Origin of the sequence: Streptomyces sp. x-80, assembly GCF_046549095.1 — a bacterium.
Lineage (GTDB): Bacteria > Actinomycetota > Actinomycetes > Streptomycetales > Streptomycetaceae > Streptomyces > Streptomyces celluloflavus.
On record NZ_JAJPWM010000014.1, the window covers coordinates 166,920 to 182,678 of the forward strand.

The window sequence follows — 15,759 nt, forward strand, 5'->3', positions numbered from 1 at the left end:
TCCGTACGCGACGAGGGAGCAACGGCATGAACCGCACGACGTGCTGCATTGTGGGCGGCGGACCGGCAGGCATGATGCTCGGCCTGCTGCTCGCCAGGGCCGGTGTCGAGGTGACGGTCCTGGAGAAGCACCGGGACTTCCTGCGCGACTTCCGCGGCGACACCGTCCACCCGTCGACGCTGCGGCTGCTGGACGACCTCGGGCTCGGTGAGGCGTTCGCGCGGCTGCCGTTCCCCCGGCTCTCGGAGATGCGGGCGCAGCTCGACGGCACCACGGTCGTGCTGGCCGATATGCGCCGTATCCCCGGGCGGCACAAGTACTTCGCGATGGTCCCGCAGTGGGACTTCCTCAACCTGATCGCGAGCGCCGCCGCCGAGGAGCCGTCCTTCACCCTGCGGATGCGCACCGAGGTCACCGGGCTGCGCACCGAGGGCGGCCGCGTGACCGGGGTCCGCTTCGTGGACGAGGAGGGGGTGCCCGGTGAGATCGCCGCGGATCTGACCGTCGCCTGCGACGGCCGTGACTCGGCGGTCCGGCACGCCGCCGGGCTCCGCCAGGACCTGTTCGAGGTGCCCCTGGACGTCTGGCAGATACGGGTGGACGCGCCGTCCGACGGGCTCAAGGACGGGCGGGTCTTCGCACGGTTCGGCGGCGGCCAGGCGGCGGTCACGATGGACCGGGGCACGTACTACCAGACCTCGTATCTGATCGGGAAGGGCCGGGACGCGGAGCTGCGGGCCCAGGACATCCAGTGGCTCCGGGACCGGCTGGGCGCCCTGTTCGGCTGGGACGCCGGGGTGACCGGCGCGATCCGGTCCTGGGACGAGGTGAAGCTGCTGGAGGTGACCTTCGGACGGCTGCGGCGCTGGTACCGGCACGGTCTGCTGTGCATCGGGGACGCGGCGCACACCATGTCGCCGGTCGGCGGCGTCGGCGTCAATCTCGCGTTGCAGGACGCGGTCGCGGCGGCCCGGATCCTGGCGGCGCCGCTGCGCCGTGGCACGGTCGGCACCGTGGACCTGGCGCGCGTGCAGAAGCGGCGACAGCTGCCGGTGACCGTCGTCCAGCAGTCCCAGCGGTCCGAGCACGCGCTGATCCGCTCCGCACTGGACGGCAGGCTCGACGGCGACCGGCTGCCGCTGCCGGTCCGGCTGCTGCGGCGGGTGCCGCCGCTGCGGACCGTCACCGGCTACCTCCGGCGGGGTCGGTATCCGTCCGGAGCGCACCCCCGCCTTCGCCCGGCGCCCGGCCTGAGCGCCGGCGCCGCGCGCCGCCGCCGGTGCCGGTGCCGGTGCGAGCGCGGTGCGCGGCGCCGTCAGCCGCGGCGTTCGATGGCGTGCAGGGTGAACGTCTCCAGCTCCGCGGTGGCCGCGTCCAGATCGAGTTCCGGGTGGGCCAGCCAGTGTCCGATCACCCCGTCGATCGCCCCGCCGATCGCGAGCGCGAGGGTCTGCGGGTCGAAATCCCGCAATACGCCCGCCCGTTGGCCGTCCGCCAGGAGAGCGGCGAGGGTCTGCCACCGCTCGTGGGTGTCGTGCGCACCGGGGGTTTTCAGCCGGGTGCCGCCGTGGTCGTCGAGGAGCATCTCGGTGATCACGCGGACCTGGCGGCGGTTGGCCTGCTGGTAGCCGATCATCGCGCGTACGTAGGCGATGATCGCGTCCTTCGGGTCCGTCGCCCGCGCCACGCGCTCCGTGACGTACGCGCCGAACTGCTCCAGTACCTGGGCGAGCGCCGCCCGGGTGAGGTTGTCCTTCGAGGTGAAGTGGTAGAGGACGGCGGCCTTGGAGAGGCCGGCCCGCTCGGCGATGGCGGACAGCGAGGCCGCCGGGTAACCGCGGGTGGAGATCAGGTCGATGGTGCACTCGATGAGCTGCGCACGGCGGGCCCGCTCGGTGAACGTCAGCGCGTCGGGGTCAGCGCTCCTGCGCGGAGTCATCGCACGCCCACCCCTGCCCGTCCTCGCACACCGCTCTGTTTTCCCCGCATCGTCCCCGCATCGTCTCCGAGTCCGCGCCGTGTGATTCCGGCTGCTGCCCCGCGCCGGCCCGGCGCCCCCGGCCGGCCGGCATCCGACCGTACACCGCGGGATAGGATCGCCGCGCCATGGAGATGAATGCCCACTACACCAGTTTCGTCGCGGTCGGCGACAGCTTCACCGAAGGCATGTCGGACGGACTGCCGGACGGCTCCTTCCGGGGCTGGGCCGATCTGCTCGCCGCGCGGCTGGCGGCCCGGTCGCCCGGCTTCCGCTACGCCAACCTCGCGGTGCGCGGCAAGCTCATCGGGCAGATCGTCGACGAGCAGTGCGGGCCCGCGGCCGCGATGGGCGCGGACCTGGTGACCCTGGTCGGCGGGCTCAATGACGTACTGCGGCCCTCCTGCGAGGTGGACCGGGTGTGCGCGCTGCTGGACCGGGCCGCGGCGCGGCTGGCCGACGGCGGCGGGCAGCTGGTGCTGATGCGCAGTCCGGGCCGGCGCGGTCCGGTCCTGGAGCGCTTCCGGCCCCGGATGGAGCAGCTGTTCGCGCGGATCGACGAGGCGGCGGAGCGGCACGGCGCGGTGGTCGTCGATCTGTACGGATCGCGGACGCTCGCCGATCCGCGGCTGTGGGCGGACGACCGGCTGCATCTCAACGCCGAGGGGCACCGCCGGGTGGCGGAGGCCGTCTGGCAGGCGCTCGGCCTGGCCGCGGAGTCGGACTGGGACACGCCGCTCCCCGCCGCCGCGCCGCCGGGCTGGGGCACCCGGCGGGCCGCGGATCTGCGGTTCGCGCGCGAGCATCTGGTGCCGTGGGTGGGCCGGCGGCTCACCGGGCGGTCGTCCGGCGACGGCCGGCCGGCCAAGCGGCCCGAGCTGCTGCCCTACGAGGGCTGAGGCCGCCTCCGCCGTCCGGCCGCGCCTTGGCGGATCGTACAACCGGGACCGGGGCGCTGGCCTGCGGAAATCGCCAGTAGACTCTTGCCACGTGACTGCTGTGTCTGCGAAGCCTCGCATCCCCAATGTCCTGGCCGGCCGCTACGCCTCCGCGGAGCTGGCTGTGCTGTGGTCCCCCGAGTACAAGGTCAAGCTGGAGCGGAAGCTGTGGCTCGCCGTGCTGCGTGCCCAGAAGGACCTGGGGGTGGAGGTTCCCGAGCAGGCGCTGGCCGATTACGAGCGGGTCCTGGACAACGTCGACCTGGTCTCGATCGCCGAGCGCGAGAAGGTCACCCGGCACGATGTGAAGGCCCGGATCGAGGAGTTCAACGCGCTCGCCGGGCATGAGCAGGTCCACAAGGGCATGACCTCCCGCGACCTGACGGAGAACGTCGAGCAGCTCCAGGTGCGGCTGTCGCTGGAGCTGATGCGCGACCGTACCGTCGCGGTGCTGGCGCGGCTGGGCGCGCTGGCCGCCGAGCACGCGGAGCTGGTCATGGCGGGCCGCTCGCACAATGTCGCCGCGCAGGCCACGACGCTGGGCAAGCGCTTCGCCACCGCGGCGGACGAACTGCTGGTGGCGTACGGGCGGCTGACGGACCTGCTGGCCCGCTACCCGCTGCGCGGTATCAAGGGCCCGGTCGGCACCTCCCAGGACATGCTCGACCTGATGGGCGGCGGCGCCGAAGGGACCGCCAGGCTCGCCGAGCTGGAGCAGCGGATCGCCGCGCACCTCGGCTTCGGCCAGGCGTTCACCTCGGTCGGGCAGGTCTACCCGCGTTCGCTGGACTACGACGTGGTCTCCGCGCTGGTGCAGCTGGCCGCCGCGCCGTCGTCGATCGCCAAGACGATCCGGCTGATGGCCGGGCACGAGCTGGTGACCGAGGGCTTCAAGCCCGGCCAGGTCGGCTCCTCGGCGATGCCGCACAAGATGAACACCCGCTCCTGCGAGCGCGTCAACGGCCTGATGGTGATCCTGCGCGGCTACGCCTCGATGGCCGGCGAGCTCTCCGGCGACCAGTGGAACGAGGGCGATGTGTCCTGTTCCGTGGTGCGCCGGGTCGCCCTGCCGGACTCGTTCTTCGCCCTGGACGGCCTGCTGGAGACCTTCCTGACCGTGCTGGACGAGTTCGGCGCCTTCCCGGCCGTCGTCGCCCGTGAGCTGGACCGGTATCTGCCGTTCCTCGCCACCACGAAGGTGCTGATGGGCGCCGTACGGGCCGGGGTGGGACGCGAGGAGGCGCACGAGGCGATCAAGGAGCACGCGGTCGCCTCGGCGCTGGCCATGCGCGAGCAGGGCGCGGAGCGCAACGAGCTGCTGGACAAACTGGCGGCGGACCCGCGGATCCCGCTGGACAAGGCGCAGCTGGACGCGCTGATGGCGGACAAGCTGTCCTTCACCGGCGCGGCCGCCGGTCAGGTGGCCGCCGTCGTCGCCCGGATCGAGGAGATCGTGGGGCAGCACCCCGAGGCCGCGGCGTACGTCCCGGGCTCCATCCTCTGACGTGGCCTTCACCCCCGAAGAGTTGCAGGCCGCTCGCGACCGCCTCGTCCCGGACGTGGCCGCGAGCGGGCTGCGGGTGCTCTTCTGCGGTATCAACCCCGGGCTGATGACGGCCGCCACCGGCCATCATTTCGCGCGGCCCGGCAACCGCTTCTGGCCCGTCCTGCACGCGTCCGGCTTCACCCCGCGGCTGCTGCGGCCCGCCGAGCAGGAAGAGCTGCTCGCCCATGGTCTGGGCATCACCAATGTCGTGGCGCGGGCGAGTGCCAAGGCGTCCGAGCTGACGGCGGAGGAGTACCGGGAGGGCGGGCGGCTGCTGGCCGAGAAGGTGGCCCGGCTGCGGCCGCGGTGGCTGGCGGTGGCGGGGGTGACCGCCTATCGCGTCGCGTTCGACGACAAGCACGCCGCGATCGGGCCACAGCAGCGCACCCTGGGCACCACCCGGGTCTGGGCGCTGCCCAACCCCAGCGGTCTGAACGCCCATTGGACCCTGGCCACCATGGCGGAGGAGTACGGCAGGCTGCGCGCGGCGGCCTGGGAGGACGCGTAGCGCGGGGCACCGAAGTGGCGCCCCCACCGGCGGCGCCGCGCGCCCGCGCACACCTACGGCACCTCCTCCACGGTCCCCTCCCCTATCGCCGCCAGCAGCCGGTACGGCAGGTCCGGGCCGCCCTGCCCCGCGCCGACCGCCACCCAGCGGCCGCCGGCGTACCAGGTGTGCACCCGCGTCACCTGTCCGCAGAGGAGGTCCAGCGGCGGACGGACCGGCAGCCCCCGCGCCAGCCGCTCCAGCCGGCCGGCCAGCTCCACGACGGTGGGCGGGCCCCACCGTAACGACAGCACGGCCGTCAGCGCCGCCAGGCCGGCCGCGCACTCCTCGCGTATCTCCTCGGTGTCGGCCGGGTCGGCGTCCCAGAGGGGCGGGCTCTCCCACAGCTGTGCCACATGGCCGCCCGGCCCGCTGCGGACCGGGCGGCCCGGCGCGCCGCCGGCCGTCGTGACAAGGCCGTGGTGCGCCGGGAAGGGGCGGTCCCGCAGCTGGTCGATGAGGGCCAGCTGCCGGGCGGTGGTGCTGTGCGGTGCGGACGTCATACCGTCAGTAAACCGCCGGGGTCTGACAATTGGCCGCCCGTCAGCGGCGGACGGCACCGGCGGCGCGTCCCGCGGCCGGCCGCGGCGAGGCTCCGGGGGCCCGCGGGGCTCGCCGCGCACCCACCGACCGGCTACGATCCGCCAGACACGCGAAGCGAGGGAGACGGACGTTGGGGCGGCTCACCGGCGGGGATCCCTCCCTGCTGCGACGGATCAACTCCGCGGTGGTACTGCACGCGCTGCGCGCCGCGGACTCCCCCACCCTCACCGACCTCGTCCAGGTGACGGGCCTGTCCCGGCCGACGGTCGAGGGCGTGGTGGAGGGACTCATCGAGACCGGGCTGGTCGTCGAGGCGGCGGCCGAGGGGGGCGAAACGCGCCGCCAGGGGCGGCCGGCCCGCCGGTTCCGGTTCCGTACCGAGGCCGGGCATCTGCTGGGCATCGAGATCGGGCCGCACCGGATCGCGGCCCTGCTGTCCGACCTGAGCGGGCGGGTACTGGGTTCCGCGCAGCGCCCGGTGGACGAGACCGCGCAGGCCGACGAACGGCTGGAGCGGGTGCGCGCCGTGGTGGCCGAGCTGCTGCGCCGCTCGGGGGTGGCACGCGGTTCACTGCGGGCGGTCGGCGTGGGCAGCCCCGGCATCGTGGAGGCGGACGGCACGGTACGGCTGTGCACCGCGCTGCCCGGCTGGACGGGGCTCCCGCTCGGCGAACGGCTGCGGCGGTCCTTCCGCTGCCCGGTGCTGGTGGAGAACGACGCGAACGCCGCCGCGGTGGCGGAGCACTGGAAGGGCGCGGCGACCCACTCCGACGACATCGTGTTCGTCCTGGCGGGCCTGAGCCCGGGGGCCGGTTCGCTGATCGGCGGGCGGCTGCACCGCGGGTACGGCGGGGCAGCGGGCGAGATCGGCGCGCTGCATCTGCTGGGTCGGGAGGCGACGCCGGAGAAGCTGCTGTCCACGACCGGGGAGCCGCTGCACCCGCTGGACGAGGCGCAGGTCGCCACGGTGTTCGCGCTGGCCCGCGAGGGCGACGCGCGGGCGCGGGACGCGGTGGACCGTTTCCATCAGCGGCTGGTGCACGATGTCGCGGCCCTGGTACTGGCGCTGGACCCGGAGCTGGTGGTGATCGGCGGCTGGGCGGCCGGTCTGGCCGACGTACTGGAGCCGCTGCGCGGCGAGTTGGCGCGCTACTGTCTGCGTCCGCCGCAGGTCGCCCTGTCGGTGCTGGGCGAGGCGGCGGTGGCCACCGGCGCGCTGCGGCTCGCCCTGGACCATGTCGAGGGCGAACTCTTCGCGGTGGAGAGCACGGTGACCGGCCGCCGGTGAACCGGCCGCCGGTCACCCGGGACCGTGGCCTTGGGCTACGGCGGACCGCTCAGCCCGCGAGCAGCGCGACCGGGTCGCTCGCGCCGAAGGTGAGGCGGCAGGTGTCGGCGCGGTAGGTGGAGACCGCGACGGCGGTGGTACGGCCGTCGGCGACATAGCGCGTCGTGACGACGAGCACCGGGGCGCCGGGCAGCCGGTCCAGTTGCCTGGCGTCCTCCGCGCGGGCCGAGCCGAGCTCGACGGTACGGTCCTGGCTCTCCAGCTCCAGGGCCTGCAACGCGTGCAGGACGGCGGCGGCGCGGGCCGGGGCGCTGACCGAGGCCACACCGGAGCAGTCGGGGACCGCGTCCGCGCGGACGTACAGCAGCTCGGCGGCGACCGGCTGGCCGTGGGTGACCCGGCTGCGGCGCACGATGTGCACCCGGTCGCCGGGGGTCGTCTCCAGGAGGCGGGCGACGGCGGCGGGCGGCGCCTCGGTCTCGACCGCGTCCACCGGCTGCCAGTCGTCGCCGGGGGCGCCGGGCCAGGTGTGACGGGCCGGATCGACGGCGATGCCGACGCGCGGCGGGGCGACCGTGGTGCCCACGCCGCGGCGGCGCTGAAGCCTGCCTTCGAGCTCCAGCTGCTCCAGTGCCTGCCGGAGCGTGGCCCGTGCGACGCCGAACCGGGCCGCCAGATCACGTTCGTTGGGCAGAATCTCGCCGACCCTGAACTCCGAGTCCAGCGCATCGCTGAGCACGGTCTTGAGATGCCAGTACTTCGGCTCCGGCACCGTTTCGAGCTGCGTGGTCCCCACCCTGTCCTCCGCACTGGCCGTTGCCCCGCGGGGCGGCGCCCCCACCGCATGCGGGCTCGCACAGGAGCCGGTATGTGAGCGCTTCTTTATTAAAGGTTGTTGCAGTATCCAGACGATATGGCCGCCCCCACCCTTGGTCAAGACCAATCCGGGATCCGTTACGGACTCCGCCGCCGCACCGGGCCCACCCTCACCACCTGCGGCGACGGTCACCACGCGGCCGGTCGCGCGCGCCCTCCGGTGTGGCGGGCGGGACGGCAGGGTCGCCGGGGCCGCGCCCCGAAGACAGCGGTCGCGGGGTCCGCCGGCGCCCGGTCGGCCCACCCGGCCGCCGCCGCGTCGTCCGGCGAAACCGGCACCGGGCGGCGGGGCGGGCGGCGTACGGCACGGTGCCGGGTGCGGGACGGGCGCGGACCGGCCACTTCGTACCGGCCGGTAGCCCCGCCCCATACCGATCGGTAGCAATTGCTGGCATCGTGTCCCCGCATGTCCCGGTCACACCACCGTTCACCTCGTCCCCTGAGGAGTCCCCCATGGCCGCCCCGGTCTCCTTCGCCCGCGTCAGCCCCGCGGACCGGCCGTCGTTCACGGTCGCCTACGAGCGCAAGGGCTCGGGTGAGCCCATCGTGCTGCTGCACGGGATCGGCCACCACCTCCAGGCATGGCGGCCGGTCTGCGACATCCTCGCCGCGTCCCACGAGGTCATCGCCCTCGATCTGCCCGGCTTCGGTGCCTCGCCCGCGCTGCCCGACGGGCTGGCGTACGACCTGCCCTCGGTGATCCCGCTGCTCGTCGCGGCCTTCGCCGAGCTGGGCGTCGACCGCCCGCATGTGGTGGGTAATTCGCTGGGCGGACTGCTCGCGCTGGAACTGGGCAGCGCGCGGGCCGTACGGTCGGTCACCGCGCTCTCCCCCGCGGGCTTCTGGACACCGGCGGAGCGCCGCTACGCCTTCGGGGTGCTGCGCGGGATGCGGGCCGGCGCGCACGCGCTGCCGTGGCCGGTGGTGCGGACGCTGGCACGGTCCGCGGTGGGCCGGGCCTCGCTCACCGGCACCATCTACGCCCACCCCGGGCGCCGGTCGGCCGAAGCGGTCGTGGCGGAGACCTGGGCGATGCGTGAGGCGCCCGGGTTCGCGCCGACGCTGGCGGCCGGCCGCGGGGTGCGGTTCACCGCCGATGTGCCGGACGTGCCGGTGACAATCGGGTGGGGCAGCCGGGACCGGGTGCTGCCGCGCCGCCAGGGCGTGCGCGCCAAACAGGCGATCCCGGGTGCCCGGCTGGTGCGGCTGCCGGGCTGTGGGCATGTGCCGATGAACGACGATCCGGCACTGGTCGCCCGGGTCGTTCTCGACACGGTGGGCTGAACGCCGCGGCACGGCGGGCGGCGCGCCCGGCGGTCCGGTCACGCCGGGTGCCCGGACCGCGGCTCAGGAGTTGGACCACTCCCGTTCGCAGAGCACCAGGCGGTAGCCGTCGGGGTCCTCCAGGGTGACGCCCCATTCGTCCCAGTACGGGTTGCGGGCGGCGACGCGTCTGCCGCCGGAGCGTTCCAGCCGGGCGACCAGCTCGGCGGGCACCGGCTCGCCCAGGTAGATCACGAGCAGATCGTCCGGAGTGGGGGACGGTTCGAGGGCGCCGGACGGGTCCGTGGTCAGCTCCAGATGCCAGGCGGCGTCCGGCCGGCCGAGCATCAGCAGGCCGTACTCCCCCGCCTCGGGGGCGCGCCGGAAGAGCTCCGACAGCCCCAGGCCCGTGCGCCAGAAGCGCTCGGCCGCGGCCAGGTCGCAGGTGGGGCGGGCGATACGGATATGCGCGGAACCGTTGGCCGGCATCAGGTTTCCTCTCCCTGGGCCGCCGTCCGGCGGCGCGTACCCGGACTGTAGGGGCGGTGCCGACGCCCCGGCGATCGGCCGTTGGTCGTGCGACCACGGTCCCGGGCCGCGGGACGCAGGGCGGGTCCGGCGGGGCGGGGCCTCGACAGCGTTCACCGGGCGTTCGCCCGCGCGGCACCGGGCGGCCGTACGACCGGGTTGTCATCGAGGCCGGACGAACTATGGAGGTGGGAGATGGCACAGGGATCCGGCGGCGGCTTCGGACGGCGGTCGCTGCTTCAGGGCGCGGCGGCCGGTTCGGCGGCGCTGGCGCTGCCCGCCCTGTCCTTCGCCGCGCCCGCGCAGGCCCGCAGCGGGCGGCCGGGGGCCGGCTGGGGCGTGCAGACGGGGGATGTGACGGCCTCCTCGGGTCTGGTGTGGGTACGGTCCGACCGCCGGGCCCGGATGATCGTGCAGACCGCCGCGACCGAGTCGTTCCGGCACGCCAGAACCTGGCACGGCCCGGTGGTCGGGGCCGGCGGCGACTTCACCGGCGTCACCGCGCTGCACGGTCTGCCGGCCGGCGAGCAGATCCACTACCGGGTGCTGCTGGCCGATCCGGACGACCCGCGGCGCACCGGCGAGCCGGTGACCGGCACCTTCCGTACCGCGCCCGACCGCCGCCGCGAGAACGTCCGCTTCCTGTGGTCGGGCGACCTCGCCGGGCAGGGCTGGGGGATCAATCCGGACCGCGGCGGCTACCGGATCTACGAGGAGATGCGGCGCCGGAACCCGGACTTCTTCCTGTGCAGCGGCGACAACATCTACGCCGACGGCCCGATTCCGTCCCGGGTGACCCTGCCGGACGGCCGGGTGTGGCGGAATGTGACGACCGAGGAGAAGGCGAAGGTCGCCGAGACGCTTGCGGAGTTCCGTGGCGCGTTCCGGTACAACCTGCTGGACGCGAATCTGCGCCGGTTCAACGCCCAGGTGCCCACCATCGTGCAGTGGGACGACCACGAGGTGCACAACAACTGGTATCCGGGGCAGCTGCTGGACGACGACCGGTACACGGAGAAGAACGCGGATGTGCTCGCGGCGCGCTCGCTGCGCGCCTTCGGCGAGTACTTCCCGATCCGTACGCTGCACCCGGACGGGGGCGGCCGGGTCTACCGGGTGGTGCGCCACGGTCCGCTGCTCGATGTGTTCGTGCTGGACATGCGCAGCTACCGCAACGCCAATTCGCCCGGCCGGCAGACGGACGACCGGCAGGGGATCCTGGGAGCCGAGCAGCTGCGCTGGCTCAAACGTGAGCTGTCCCGCTCGCGTGCGGTGTGGAAGGTGATCGCCGCGGACCTGCCGCTGGGTCTGGTCGTCCAGGACGGTGCGACGGACTTCGAGGCGGTGGCGCAGGGGGATCCCGGTGCTCCGCTGGGGCGCGAGCTCCAGATGGCCGAGCTGCTGCGGCACATCAAGCGCGACCGGGTGACCGGCACGGTCTGGCTCACGGCGGACGTCCACTACACCTCGGCGCAGCACTACGCGCCCGAGCGGGCGGCGTTCAAGGACTTCGAGCCGTTCTGGGAGTTCGTGTCGGGGCCGCTGAACGCGGGCGGCTTCCCGGCGGTGAAGCTGGACGGAACATTCGGGCCGGCGCAGCCGTTCGTCAAGGCACCGGACCGTGCCAACACCTCGCCCGCGGAGACCCCGCAGTACTTCGGCGAGGTCGATATCGACGGGGGCAGCGGGGAGCTGACCGTGCGGCTGCGCCAGGAGGGTGGACAGGTGCTGTTCAGCAAGGTGCTGCAACCAGGACGGGTGGGACAGTAGAGGCCAATGCATCGATTACGTGTTTTACCCGTCGGACACAAGGTGTTGGCGGCCAGGCAACACCGGTCGGCGAGGCTGCCGGTATGACCGAAACGCATGCTGCCCCTTCCCGCCCCCACCACTGGCGCCGGGACCTCGTCGAGCTGGCCGCCCTGTTCACGGCCGTGGCCGTGGCGGACGGCGTCGCCAATGCCGTGGCCCACGGCCCCTCGGGCCCGGTGCTGCTGTGCGCCGCGGCCGTCGCCCTGCTGGCCACGTCCGCGTTCCACGTCTGGTGGTCCCGCCGCCACGGGCACGCGCCACCGCCGACCACGGCCGATACCGGCGCCACCGCGCCCGCCCCGGCCGAGGCACCCCGGACCGGCCGGCCGGAGACGGCGCTGTGGCGGATGCGGACCACGGTCCGGGACGAGCCGGGCAGCCTGGCCGCCCTGTGCGGAGCGCTGGCCGCGCAGCGGGTGGACATCCTCAGCCTCCAGACCCATCCGCTCTCCGACGGCACGGTCGACGAGTTCCTGCTGCGCGCGCCGGCCGCGCTGGCGCCGGCCGAGCTGACCCGGGCGGTGGCGGGTGCGGGCGGCGCGCACAGCTGGCTGGAGCGGGCCGATGCCCACGATCTCGTCGACGCGCCGACCCGGATGCTGAGCCTGGCGACCCGTACCGCCCTGGACTCCGCCGAACTGCCGCTGGCGCTACGGCAGTTGCTGGGCCGCTGCACCATCCACTCGGTTCCCGCGGGCGCGCCGCACGGCCGGCCGCGCACCGCGCAGGTGCCCGCCGAAGGCGTGCTGGCCGAGCACACCATGACATTCCGCGACCCCGCCGGGGGCTCCCTCACCATCGAAAGGCCGCAGTTGCCGTTCACGCCCACCGAATTCGCCCGGGTACGCGCACTGGTCGACCTGGACACCAGGCTCGGCCAGCGGGTGCCGCCGCGGCGCGACGTACTGACGCTGCCTGCGGGCAACGCCCTCACGGTCCGCCGCGCCGGCAGCGCCGACCGGGCCGCCGCCCGCGAGATGCACACCCGCTGCTCCGCGGACACCCTCGCGCGGCGCTACCACGGCCCGGTCTCCGAGGCGGACCGTTATCTGGGGCATCTGCTCAGCCCGCGGTTCGGCCGCACCCTCGCGGTGGAGACCGCGTCCGGCCGGCTGGTGGCGCTCGGGCATCTGCTGTGGGACGGCGACGAGACCGAGGTGGCGCTGCTGGTCGAGGACGCCTGGCAGCGGCGCGGGATCGGCGCGGAGCTGCTGCGCCGGCTGGTGGCCATGGCGGCCGACGCGGGCTCCGAGAGCGTGTACGCCGTCACCCAGGCGTCCAACACCGCGATGGTGGCGGCGATGCGCGGTCTCGGCGTCCCGCTGGACTACCAGATCGAGGAGGGCACGCTGGTGATCACCGCGCGGCCGTCGGGCGTACCCGCCCTGCGCGGCGGCCACGGGTCCGTACAGGTGCAGGACGACTCCGCCCGCCGCTGAGCGCGGCGGTGGGGCCGGGCCGGGGCGCGCCCGGACCCACCGGCAGCCGGTACGACAGGCGCATACCGAGTATTCCGGGTGACGGGACGGGGGCGCCCGTACGAGGATGGCCGCATGTCCCACACCACTTCTTCCGACGGCCCGCTGCCCCGCCAGGTCGCCGACGCCTACGTCGACGCCCTCGTCGGCCTCGACCCGATCACCGGTACCTTCCTCGGCATCGCCGAGAGCTCCGGCAGACTCCCCGACTTCTCCCCCACGGGCCAGGAAGCGGTGGCCCAGCTCGCCCGCACGACCCTGGAGAAGCTCACCGAGGCCGAGGCGCGGCCGGGCGCGGACAGCGCCGCCGAGCGGCGCTGCGGACGGCTGCTGCGCGAGCGGCTGACGGCCGAGCTGGCGGTGCACGAGGCGGGCGAGGGCCTGCGTACGGTCAGCAACATCAGCTCGCCGCTGCACCACGTCCGCGACGTCTTCACCGTCACCCCCGCCGACACCGACGAGGACTGGGCGGCCATCGCCCGGCGGCTGCGTGCGGTGCCCGCCGCGCTGGAGGGCTACCGCGCCGCCCTCGAAGCCGGCCGCGAGCGGGGACTGCTCGGCGGACCGCGGCAAGTGGCCACCGTCCTCGACCAGTTGGACGAATGGATCGGTACGGACCGCGGCTGGTTCGCGGAGTTCACCGACCCGGGCCCGGAGCGGCTGCGCGGCGAGCTGACCGAGGCCGCGGCGGTGGCGACCGGCGCGCTGGCCGAACTGCGCGGCTGGCTGCGCGACAGTTACGCCCCGGCCGTCGCCGGTGCCCCGGACGTGGTCGGCCGGGAGCGCTATGGCCGGCTGGCCCGCTACTACAACGGCGCCGACCTCGATCTGGACGAGGCGTACGCGTTCGGCTGGTCCGAGTTCCACCGGCTGCTGGCCGAGATGGAGACGGAGGCCGGCAAGGTCCTGCCCGGTGCGGGGACGCCGTGGGAGGCGCTGGCCTGGCTCGATGAGCACGGCGAGGCCATCGAGGGCGTCGAGGAGGCCCGGCAGTGGCTCCAGTCCCTCATGGACGAGGCCGTCGAGGCGCTGGACGGTACCCACTTCGAGCTCGCCGAGCGGGTGCGCCGGGTGGAGTCCCGGATCGCCCCGCCGGGCGGCGCCGCGGCCCCGTACTACACCGAGCCGTCGCTGGACTTCTCCCGGCCCGGCCGCACCTGGCTGCCGACGATGGGCGAGACCCGTTTCCCGGCGTACGACCTGGTCTCCACCTGGTACCACGAGGGGGTGCCCGGCCATCACCTCCAGCTGGCGCAGTGGGCGCATGTCGCCGACGGCCTCTCGCGTTACCAGACGACGGTGGGCGGCGTCAGCGCGAACGCCGAGGGCTGGGCACTGTACGCCGAGCGTCTGATGGACGAGCTGGGCTTCCTGACCAACGCCGAGCGGCGGCTGGGCTATCTGGACGCGCAGATGCTGCGGGCGATCCGGGTCGTCATCGACATCGGCATGCATCTGGAGCTGGAGATCCCCGCGGACTCCCCCTTCCACCCGGGCGAGCGCTGGACGCCCGAGCTGGCCCAGGAGTTCCTGGCGCGGCACAGCAGCCGCCCGGCCGACTACGTCGAGAGCGAGGTCATCCGCTACCAGGGCATGGCCGGCCAGGCGATCGGCTACAAGCTGGGCGAGCGCGTCTGGCTCCAGGGCCGGGCGGCGGCCCGTGCACGGCACGGCGCGGACTTCGACCTCAAGGCGTGGCACATGGCCGCGCTGTCGCAGGGTTCGCTGGGGCTGGACGATCTGCTGAGCGAGATCTCGGCGCTCTGACACCGGCGGCCGCGCGGCGGCCCGTCCCGACGGCGGCGGCCGGTCCCCCCTCGTGCGGTGACCGGCCGCCGCGGCAGCGGCCGAACGTCCCCCGCGCGTACCGGGTCGCGTGGCTCCGCGGGACCCCGGGCAGTGGCTCAGCAGCCGCACTCCCCGCCGTCGACGGGCGCCGTCAGCGGGTCGGCGGGGAGTTGCCGCGGGCCCTGCCGGGTCGTCACCTCGTAGCCCTCCCGGATCCAGTACTCGATGCCGCCGAGCATCTCCTTGACCCGGTAGCCGAGCCGGGCCAGCGCGAGCGCGGCGCGGGTGGCGCCGTCGCAGCCGGGGCCCCAGCAGTACACGACGACCGGGACCGCCGGGTCCAGCAGCGCCGCCGCGTCCTGCGGTATGCGGGCGGTGGGCAGATGGCGGGCGCCGGGGACATGGCTCTGGTCCCAGGCCGCGGTGCCGCGGGAGTCGACGACGACGAAGCCGGGGTCGCCGGCCGCGAGCGCGCGGTGCACATCGGCGACGTCGGTGTGGTGGGCCAGGCGCGCGGCGAAGTAGGCGGCGGCGTCGGCGGGAGCGGCCGGCGGATCGGCGAGGACGGGGCGGGCGGTGGCGGAGCCGGTGGCCGTGGCGGGCGGCGGCGTCTGAGTGATCATGGCCGATAATCTACGGTCGGCCGACCGTCCCGAGAAGGGACGATCAGCGGCAGAGACCTTGATCCACCGGTGATTCCACTGCTAGAAAGCACGGATGACCGGCTATTCCCCGGACGCCACGGACTGGCGCCTCCTCGACGTACTGCAACGCAACGGCCGCGCGGGCTACGCCGAACTGGCCCGCGCCGTGAACATGTCGGCGAGCGCGGTGACCGAGCGGGTGCGGCGGCTGGAGGAGGCCGGGATCATCTCGGGTTACGCGGCGGTGGTCGACACCGAGCGGATCGGCCTGCCGGTGCTGGCGTTCGTCCGGCTGCGCTACCCCAACGGCCACTACAAGCCGTTCCACGATCTGCTGGAGACGACGCCGGAGATCCTGGAGGCGCACCACGTCACGGGCGACGACTGTTTCGTCCTCAAGGTCGCCACCCGGTCGATGAAGCATCTGGAGGAGGTGTCGGGCCGGATCGGCGCGCTCGGCTCGGTGACGACCAGCGTCGTCTACTCCTCGCCGCTGCCCGGCCGCCCGGTCGGCCGCTGACCGGGCCCCG

Annotated in this window: 14 protein-coding genes and 1 pseudogene; 10 read left to right on the forward strand and 5 right to left on the reverse strand. The window is 74.1% G+C overall.

Annotated elements, in window-relative coordinates; all coding sequences use genetic code 11:
* Positions 1 to 74 precede the first annotated feature (74 nt).
* A pseudogene (locus ACLJWH_RS26840) lies at positions 75 to 1,136 on the forward strand (FAD-dependent oxidoreductase); the annotation flags it as partial.
* Positions 1,137 to 1,315: 179 nt separating this feature from the next.
* Here ACLJWH_RS26840 and ACLJWH_RS26845 read toward each other — a convergent pair.
* Positions 1,316 to 1,939 (reverse strand): TetR/AcrR family transcriptional regulator, encoded by a 624-nt coding sequence (locus ACLJWH_RS26845; protein WP_411144321.1) that lies wholly within the window; start codon positions 1,937 to 1,939, stop codon positions 1,316 to 1,318.
* Between the two features lie 167 nt (positions 1,940 to 2,106).
* Between ACLJWH_RS26845 and ACLJWH_RS26850 the strand changes: the two genes are divergently transcribed.
* The 3 genes from ACLJWH_RS26850 to mug all read left to right on the forward strand — a co-directional run bounded on the left by ACLJWH_RS26850 (position 2,107) and on the right by mug (position 4,970).
* On the forward strand, positions 2,107 to 2,877 hold the full coding sequence (locus ACLJWH_RS26850; RefSeq protein ID WP_411144322.1) for an SGNH/GDSL hydrolase family protein: 771 nt from the start codon (positions 2,107 to 2,109) through the stop codon (positions 2,875 to 2,877).
* Positions 2,878 to 2,977: 100 nt separating this feature from the next.
* Positions 2,978 to 4,420, forward strand: coding sequence for an adenylosuccinate lyase (purB, locus tag ACLJWH_RS26855; protein ID WP_411144417.1), 1,443 nt, complete (start codon positions 2,978 to 2,980; stop codon positions 4,418 to 4,420).
* Between the two features lies 1 nt (position 4,421).
* Positions 4,422 to 4,970: a G/U mismatch-specific DNA glycosylase gene (gene mug, locus ACLJWH_RS26860; RefSeq protein WP_411144323.1), complete on the forward strand. Its 549-nt coding sequence runs from the start codon at positions 4,422 to 4,424 to the stop codon at positions 4,968 to 4,970.
* A gap of 53 nt (positions 4,971 to 5,023) precedes the next feature.
* Here the strand turns inward: mug and ACLJWH_RS26865 are convergent, their stop codons facing one another.
* On the reverse strand, positions 5,024 to 5,512 hold the full coding sequence (locus ACLJWH_RS26865; RefSeq protein WP_411144324.1) for a hypothetical protein: 489 nt from the start codon (positions 5,510 to 5,512) through the stop codon (positions 5,024 to 5,026).
* Positions 5,513 to 5,682: 170 nt separating this feature from the next.
* On the opposite strand from ACLJWH_RS26865, the gene ACLJWH_RS26870 reads away from it, so the two are divergent.
* Complete coding sequence (locus ACLJWH_RS26870) at positions 5,683 to 6,840, forward strand: ROK family transcriptional regulator (protein WP_411144325.1); 1,158 nt, start codon at positions 5,683 to 5,685, stop codon at positions 6,838 to 6,840.
* 49 nt (positions 6,841 to 6,889) lie between these two features.
* On the opposite strand, the gene ACLJWH_RS26875 is transcribed toward ACLJWH_RS26870, so the two are convergent.
* The gene (locus ACLJWH_RS26875; RefSeq protein ID WP_411144326.1) at positions 6,890 to 7,636 is read right to left on the reverse strand and encodes a GntR family transcriptional regulator; all 747 of its coding nucleotides are present in this window, start codon (positions 7,634 to 7,636) and stop codon (positions 6,890 to 6,892) included.
* 533 nt (positions 7,637 to 8,169) lie between these two features.
* Between ACLJWH_RS26875 and ACLJWH_RS26880 the strand changes: the two genes are divergently transcribed.
* Complete coding sequence (locus tag ACLJWH_RS26880) at positions 8,170 to 9,000, forward strand: alpha/beta fold hydrolase (RefSeq protein ID WP_411144327.1); 831 nt, start codon at positions 8,170 to 8,172, stop codon at positions 8,998 to 9,000.
* Positions 9,001 to 9,063: 63 nt separating this feature from the next.
* On the opposite strand, the gene ACLJWH_RS26885 is transcribed toward ACLJWH_RS26880, so the two are convergent.
* A complete protein-coding gene (locus ACLJWH_RS26885; protein WP_411144328.1) occupies positions 9,064 to 9,468 on the reverse strand; it encodes a VOC family protein in 405 nt (134 codons plus the stop codon).
* Between the two features lie 234 nt (positions 9,469 to 9,702).
* Here ACLJWH_RS26885 and ACLJWH_RS26890 point away from each other — a divergent pair, with 234 nt between their 5' ends.
* The 3 genes from ACLJWH_RS26890 (at position 9,703) to ACLJWH_RS26900 (ending at position 14,564) form a co-directional block, all read left to right on the forward strand.
* Positions 9,703 to 11,277, forward strand: a complete 1,575-nt coding sequence (locus tag ACLJWH_RS26890) for an alkaline phosphatase D family protein (RefSeq protein WP_411144329.1) — start codon at positions 9,703 to 9,705, stop codon at positions 11,275 to 11,277.
* 83 nt (positions 11,278 to 11,360) lie between these two features.
* Positions 11,361 to 12,758: a GNAT family N-acetyltransferase gene (locus ACLJWH_RS26895; RefSeq protein ID WP_411144330.1), complete on the forward strand. Its 1,398-nt coding sequence runs from the start codon at positions 11,361 to 11,363 to the stop codon at positions 12,756 to 12,758.
* 114 nt (positions 12,759 to 12,872) lie between these two features.
* Positions 12,873 to 14,564, forward strand: coding sequence for a DUF885 domain-containing protein (locus ACLJWH_RS26900; protein WP_411144331.1), 1,692 nt, complete (start codon positions 12,873 to 12,875; stop codon positions 14,562 to 14,564).
* Positions 14,565 to 14,701: 137 nt separating this feature from the next.
* On the opposite strand, the gene ACLJWH_RS26905 is transcribed toward ACLJWH_RS26900, so the two are convergent.
* Positions 14,702 to 15,208: a rhodanese-like domain-containing protein gene (locus ACLJWH_RS26905; protein WP_411144332.1), complete on the reverse strand. Its 507-nt coding sequence runs from the start codon at positions 15,206 to 15,208 to the stop codon at positions 14,702 to 14,704.
* 94 nt (positions 15,209 to 15,302) lie between these two features.
* Between ACLJWH_RS26905 and ACLJWH_RS26910 the strand changes: the two genes are divergently transcribed.
* Positions 15,303 to 15,749 carry an Lrp/AsnC family transcriptional regulator gene (locus ACLJWH_RS26910; protein ID WP_411144333.1) on the forward strand — a complete coding sequence of 149 codons (447 nt, stop codon included), beginning with the start codon at positions 15,303 to 15,305 and terminating at the stop codon, positions 15,747 to 15,749.
* Positions 15,750 to 15,759: the final 10 nt, after the last annotated feature.

Bases quoted from the DNA above. Each gene is read 5' to 3' on its own strand.
- ACLJWH_RS26910 (WP_411144333.1), top strand. From the start codon at position 15,303: ATGACCGGCTATTCCCCGGACGCCACGGACTGGCGCCTCCTCGACGTA.
- ACLJWH_RS26890 (WP_411144329.1), top strand. From the start codon at position 9,703: ATGGCACAGGGATCCGGCGGCGGCTTCGGACGGCGGTCGCTGCTTCAG.
- ACLJWH_RS26900 (WP_411144331.1), top strand. From the start codon at position 12,873: ATGTCCCACACCACTTCTTCCGACGGCCCGCTGCCCCGCCAGGTCGCC.
- ACLJWH_RS26880 (WP_411144327.1), top strand. From the start codon at position 8,170: ATGGCCGCCCCGGTCTCCTTCGCCCGCGTCAGCCCCGCGGACCGGCCG.
- ACLJWH_RS26865 (WP_411144324.1), bottom strand. From the start codon at position 5,512: ATGACGTCCGCACCGCACAGCACCACCGCCCGGCAGCTGGCCCTCATC.
- ACLJWH_RS26895 (WP_411144330.1), top strand. From the start codon at position 11,361: ATGACCGAAACGCATGCTGCCCCTTCCCGCCCCCACCACTGGCGCCGG.
- ACLJWH_RS26845 (WP_411144321.1), bottom strand. From the start codon at position 1,939: ATGACTCCGCGCAGGAGCGCTGACCCCGACGCGCTGACGTTCACCGAG.
- ACLJWH_RS26850 (WP_411144322.1), top strand. From the start codon at position 2,107: ATGGAGATGAATGCCCACTACACCAGTTTCGTCGCGGTCGGCGACAGC.
- ACLJWH_RS26885 (WP_411144328.1), bottom strand. From the start codon at position 9,468: ATGCCGGCCAACGGTTCCGCGCATATCCGTATCGCCCGCCCCACCTGC.
- ACLJWH_RS26905 (WP_411144332.1), bottom strand. From the start codon at position 15,208: ATGATCACTCAGACGCCGCCGCCCGCCACGGCCACCGGCTCCGCCACC.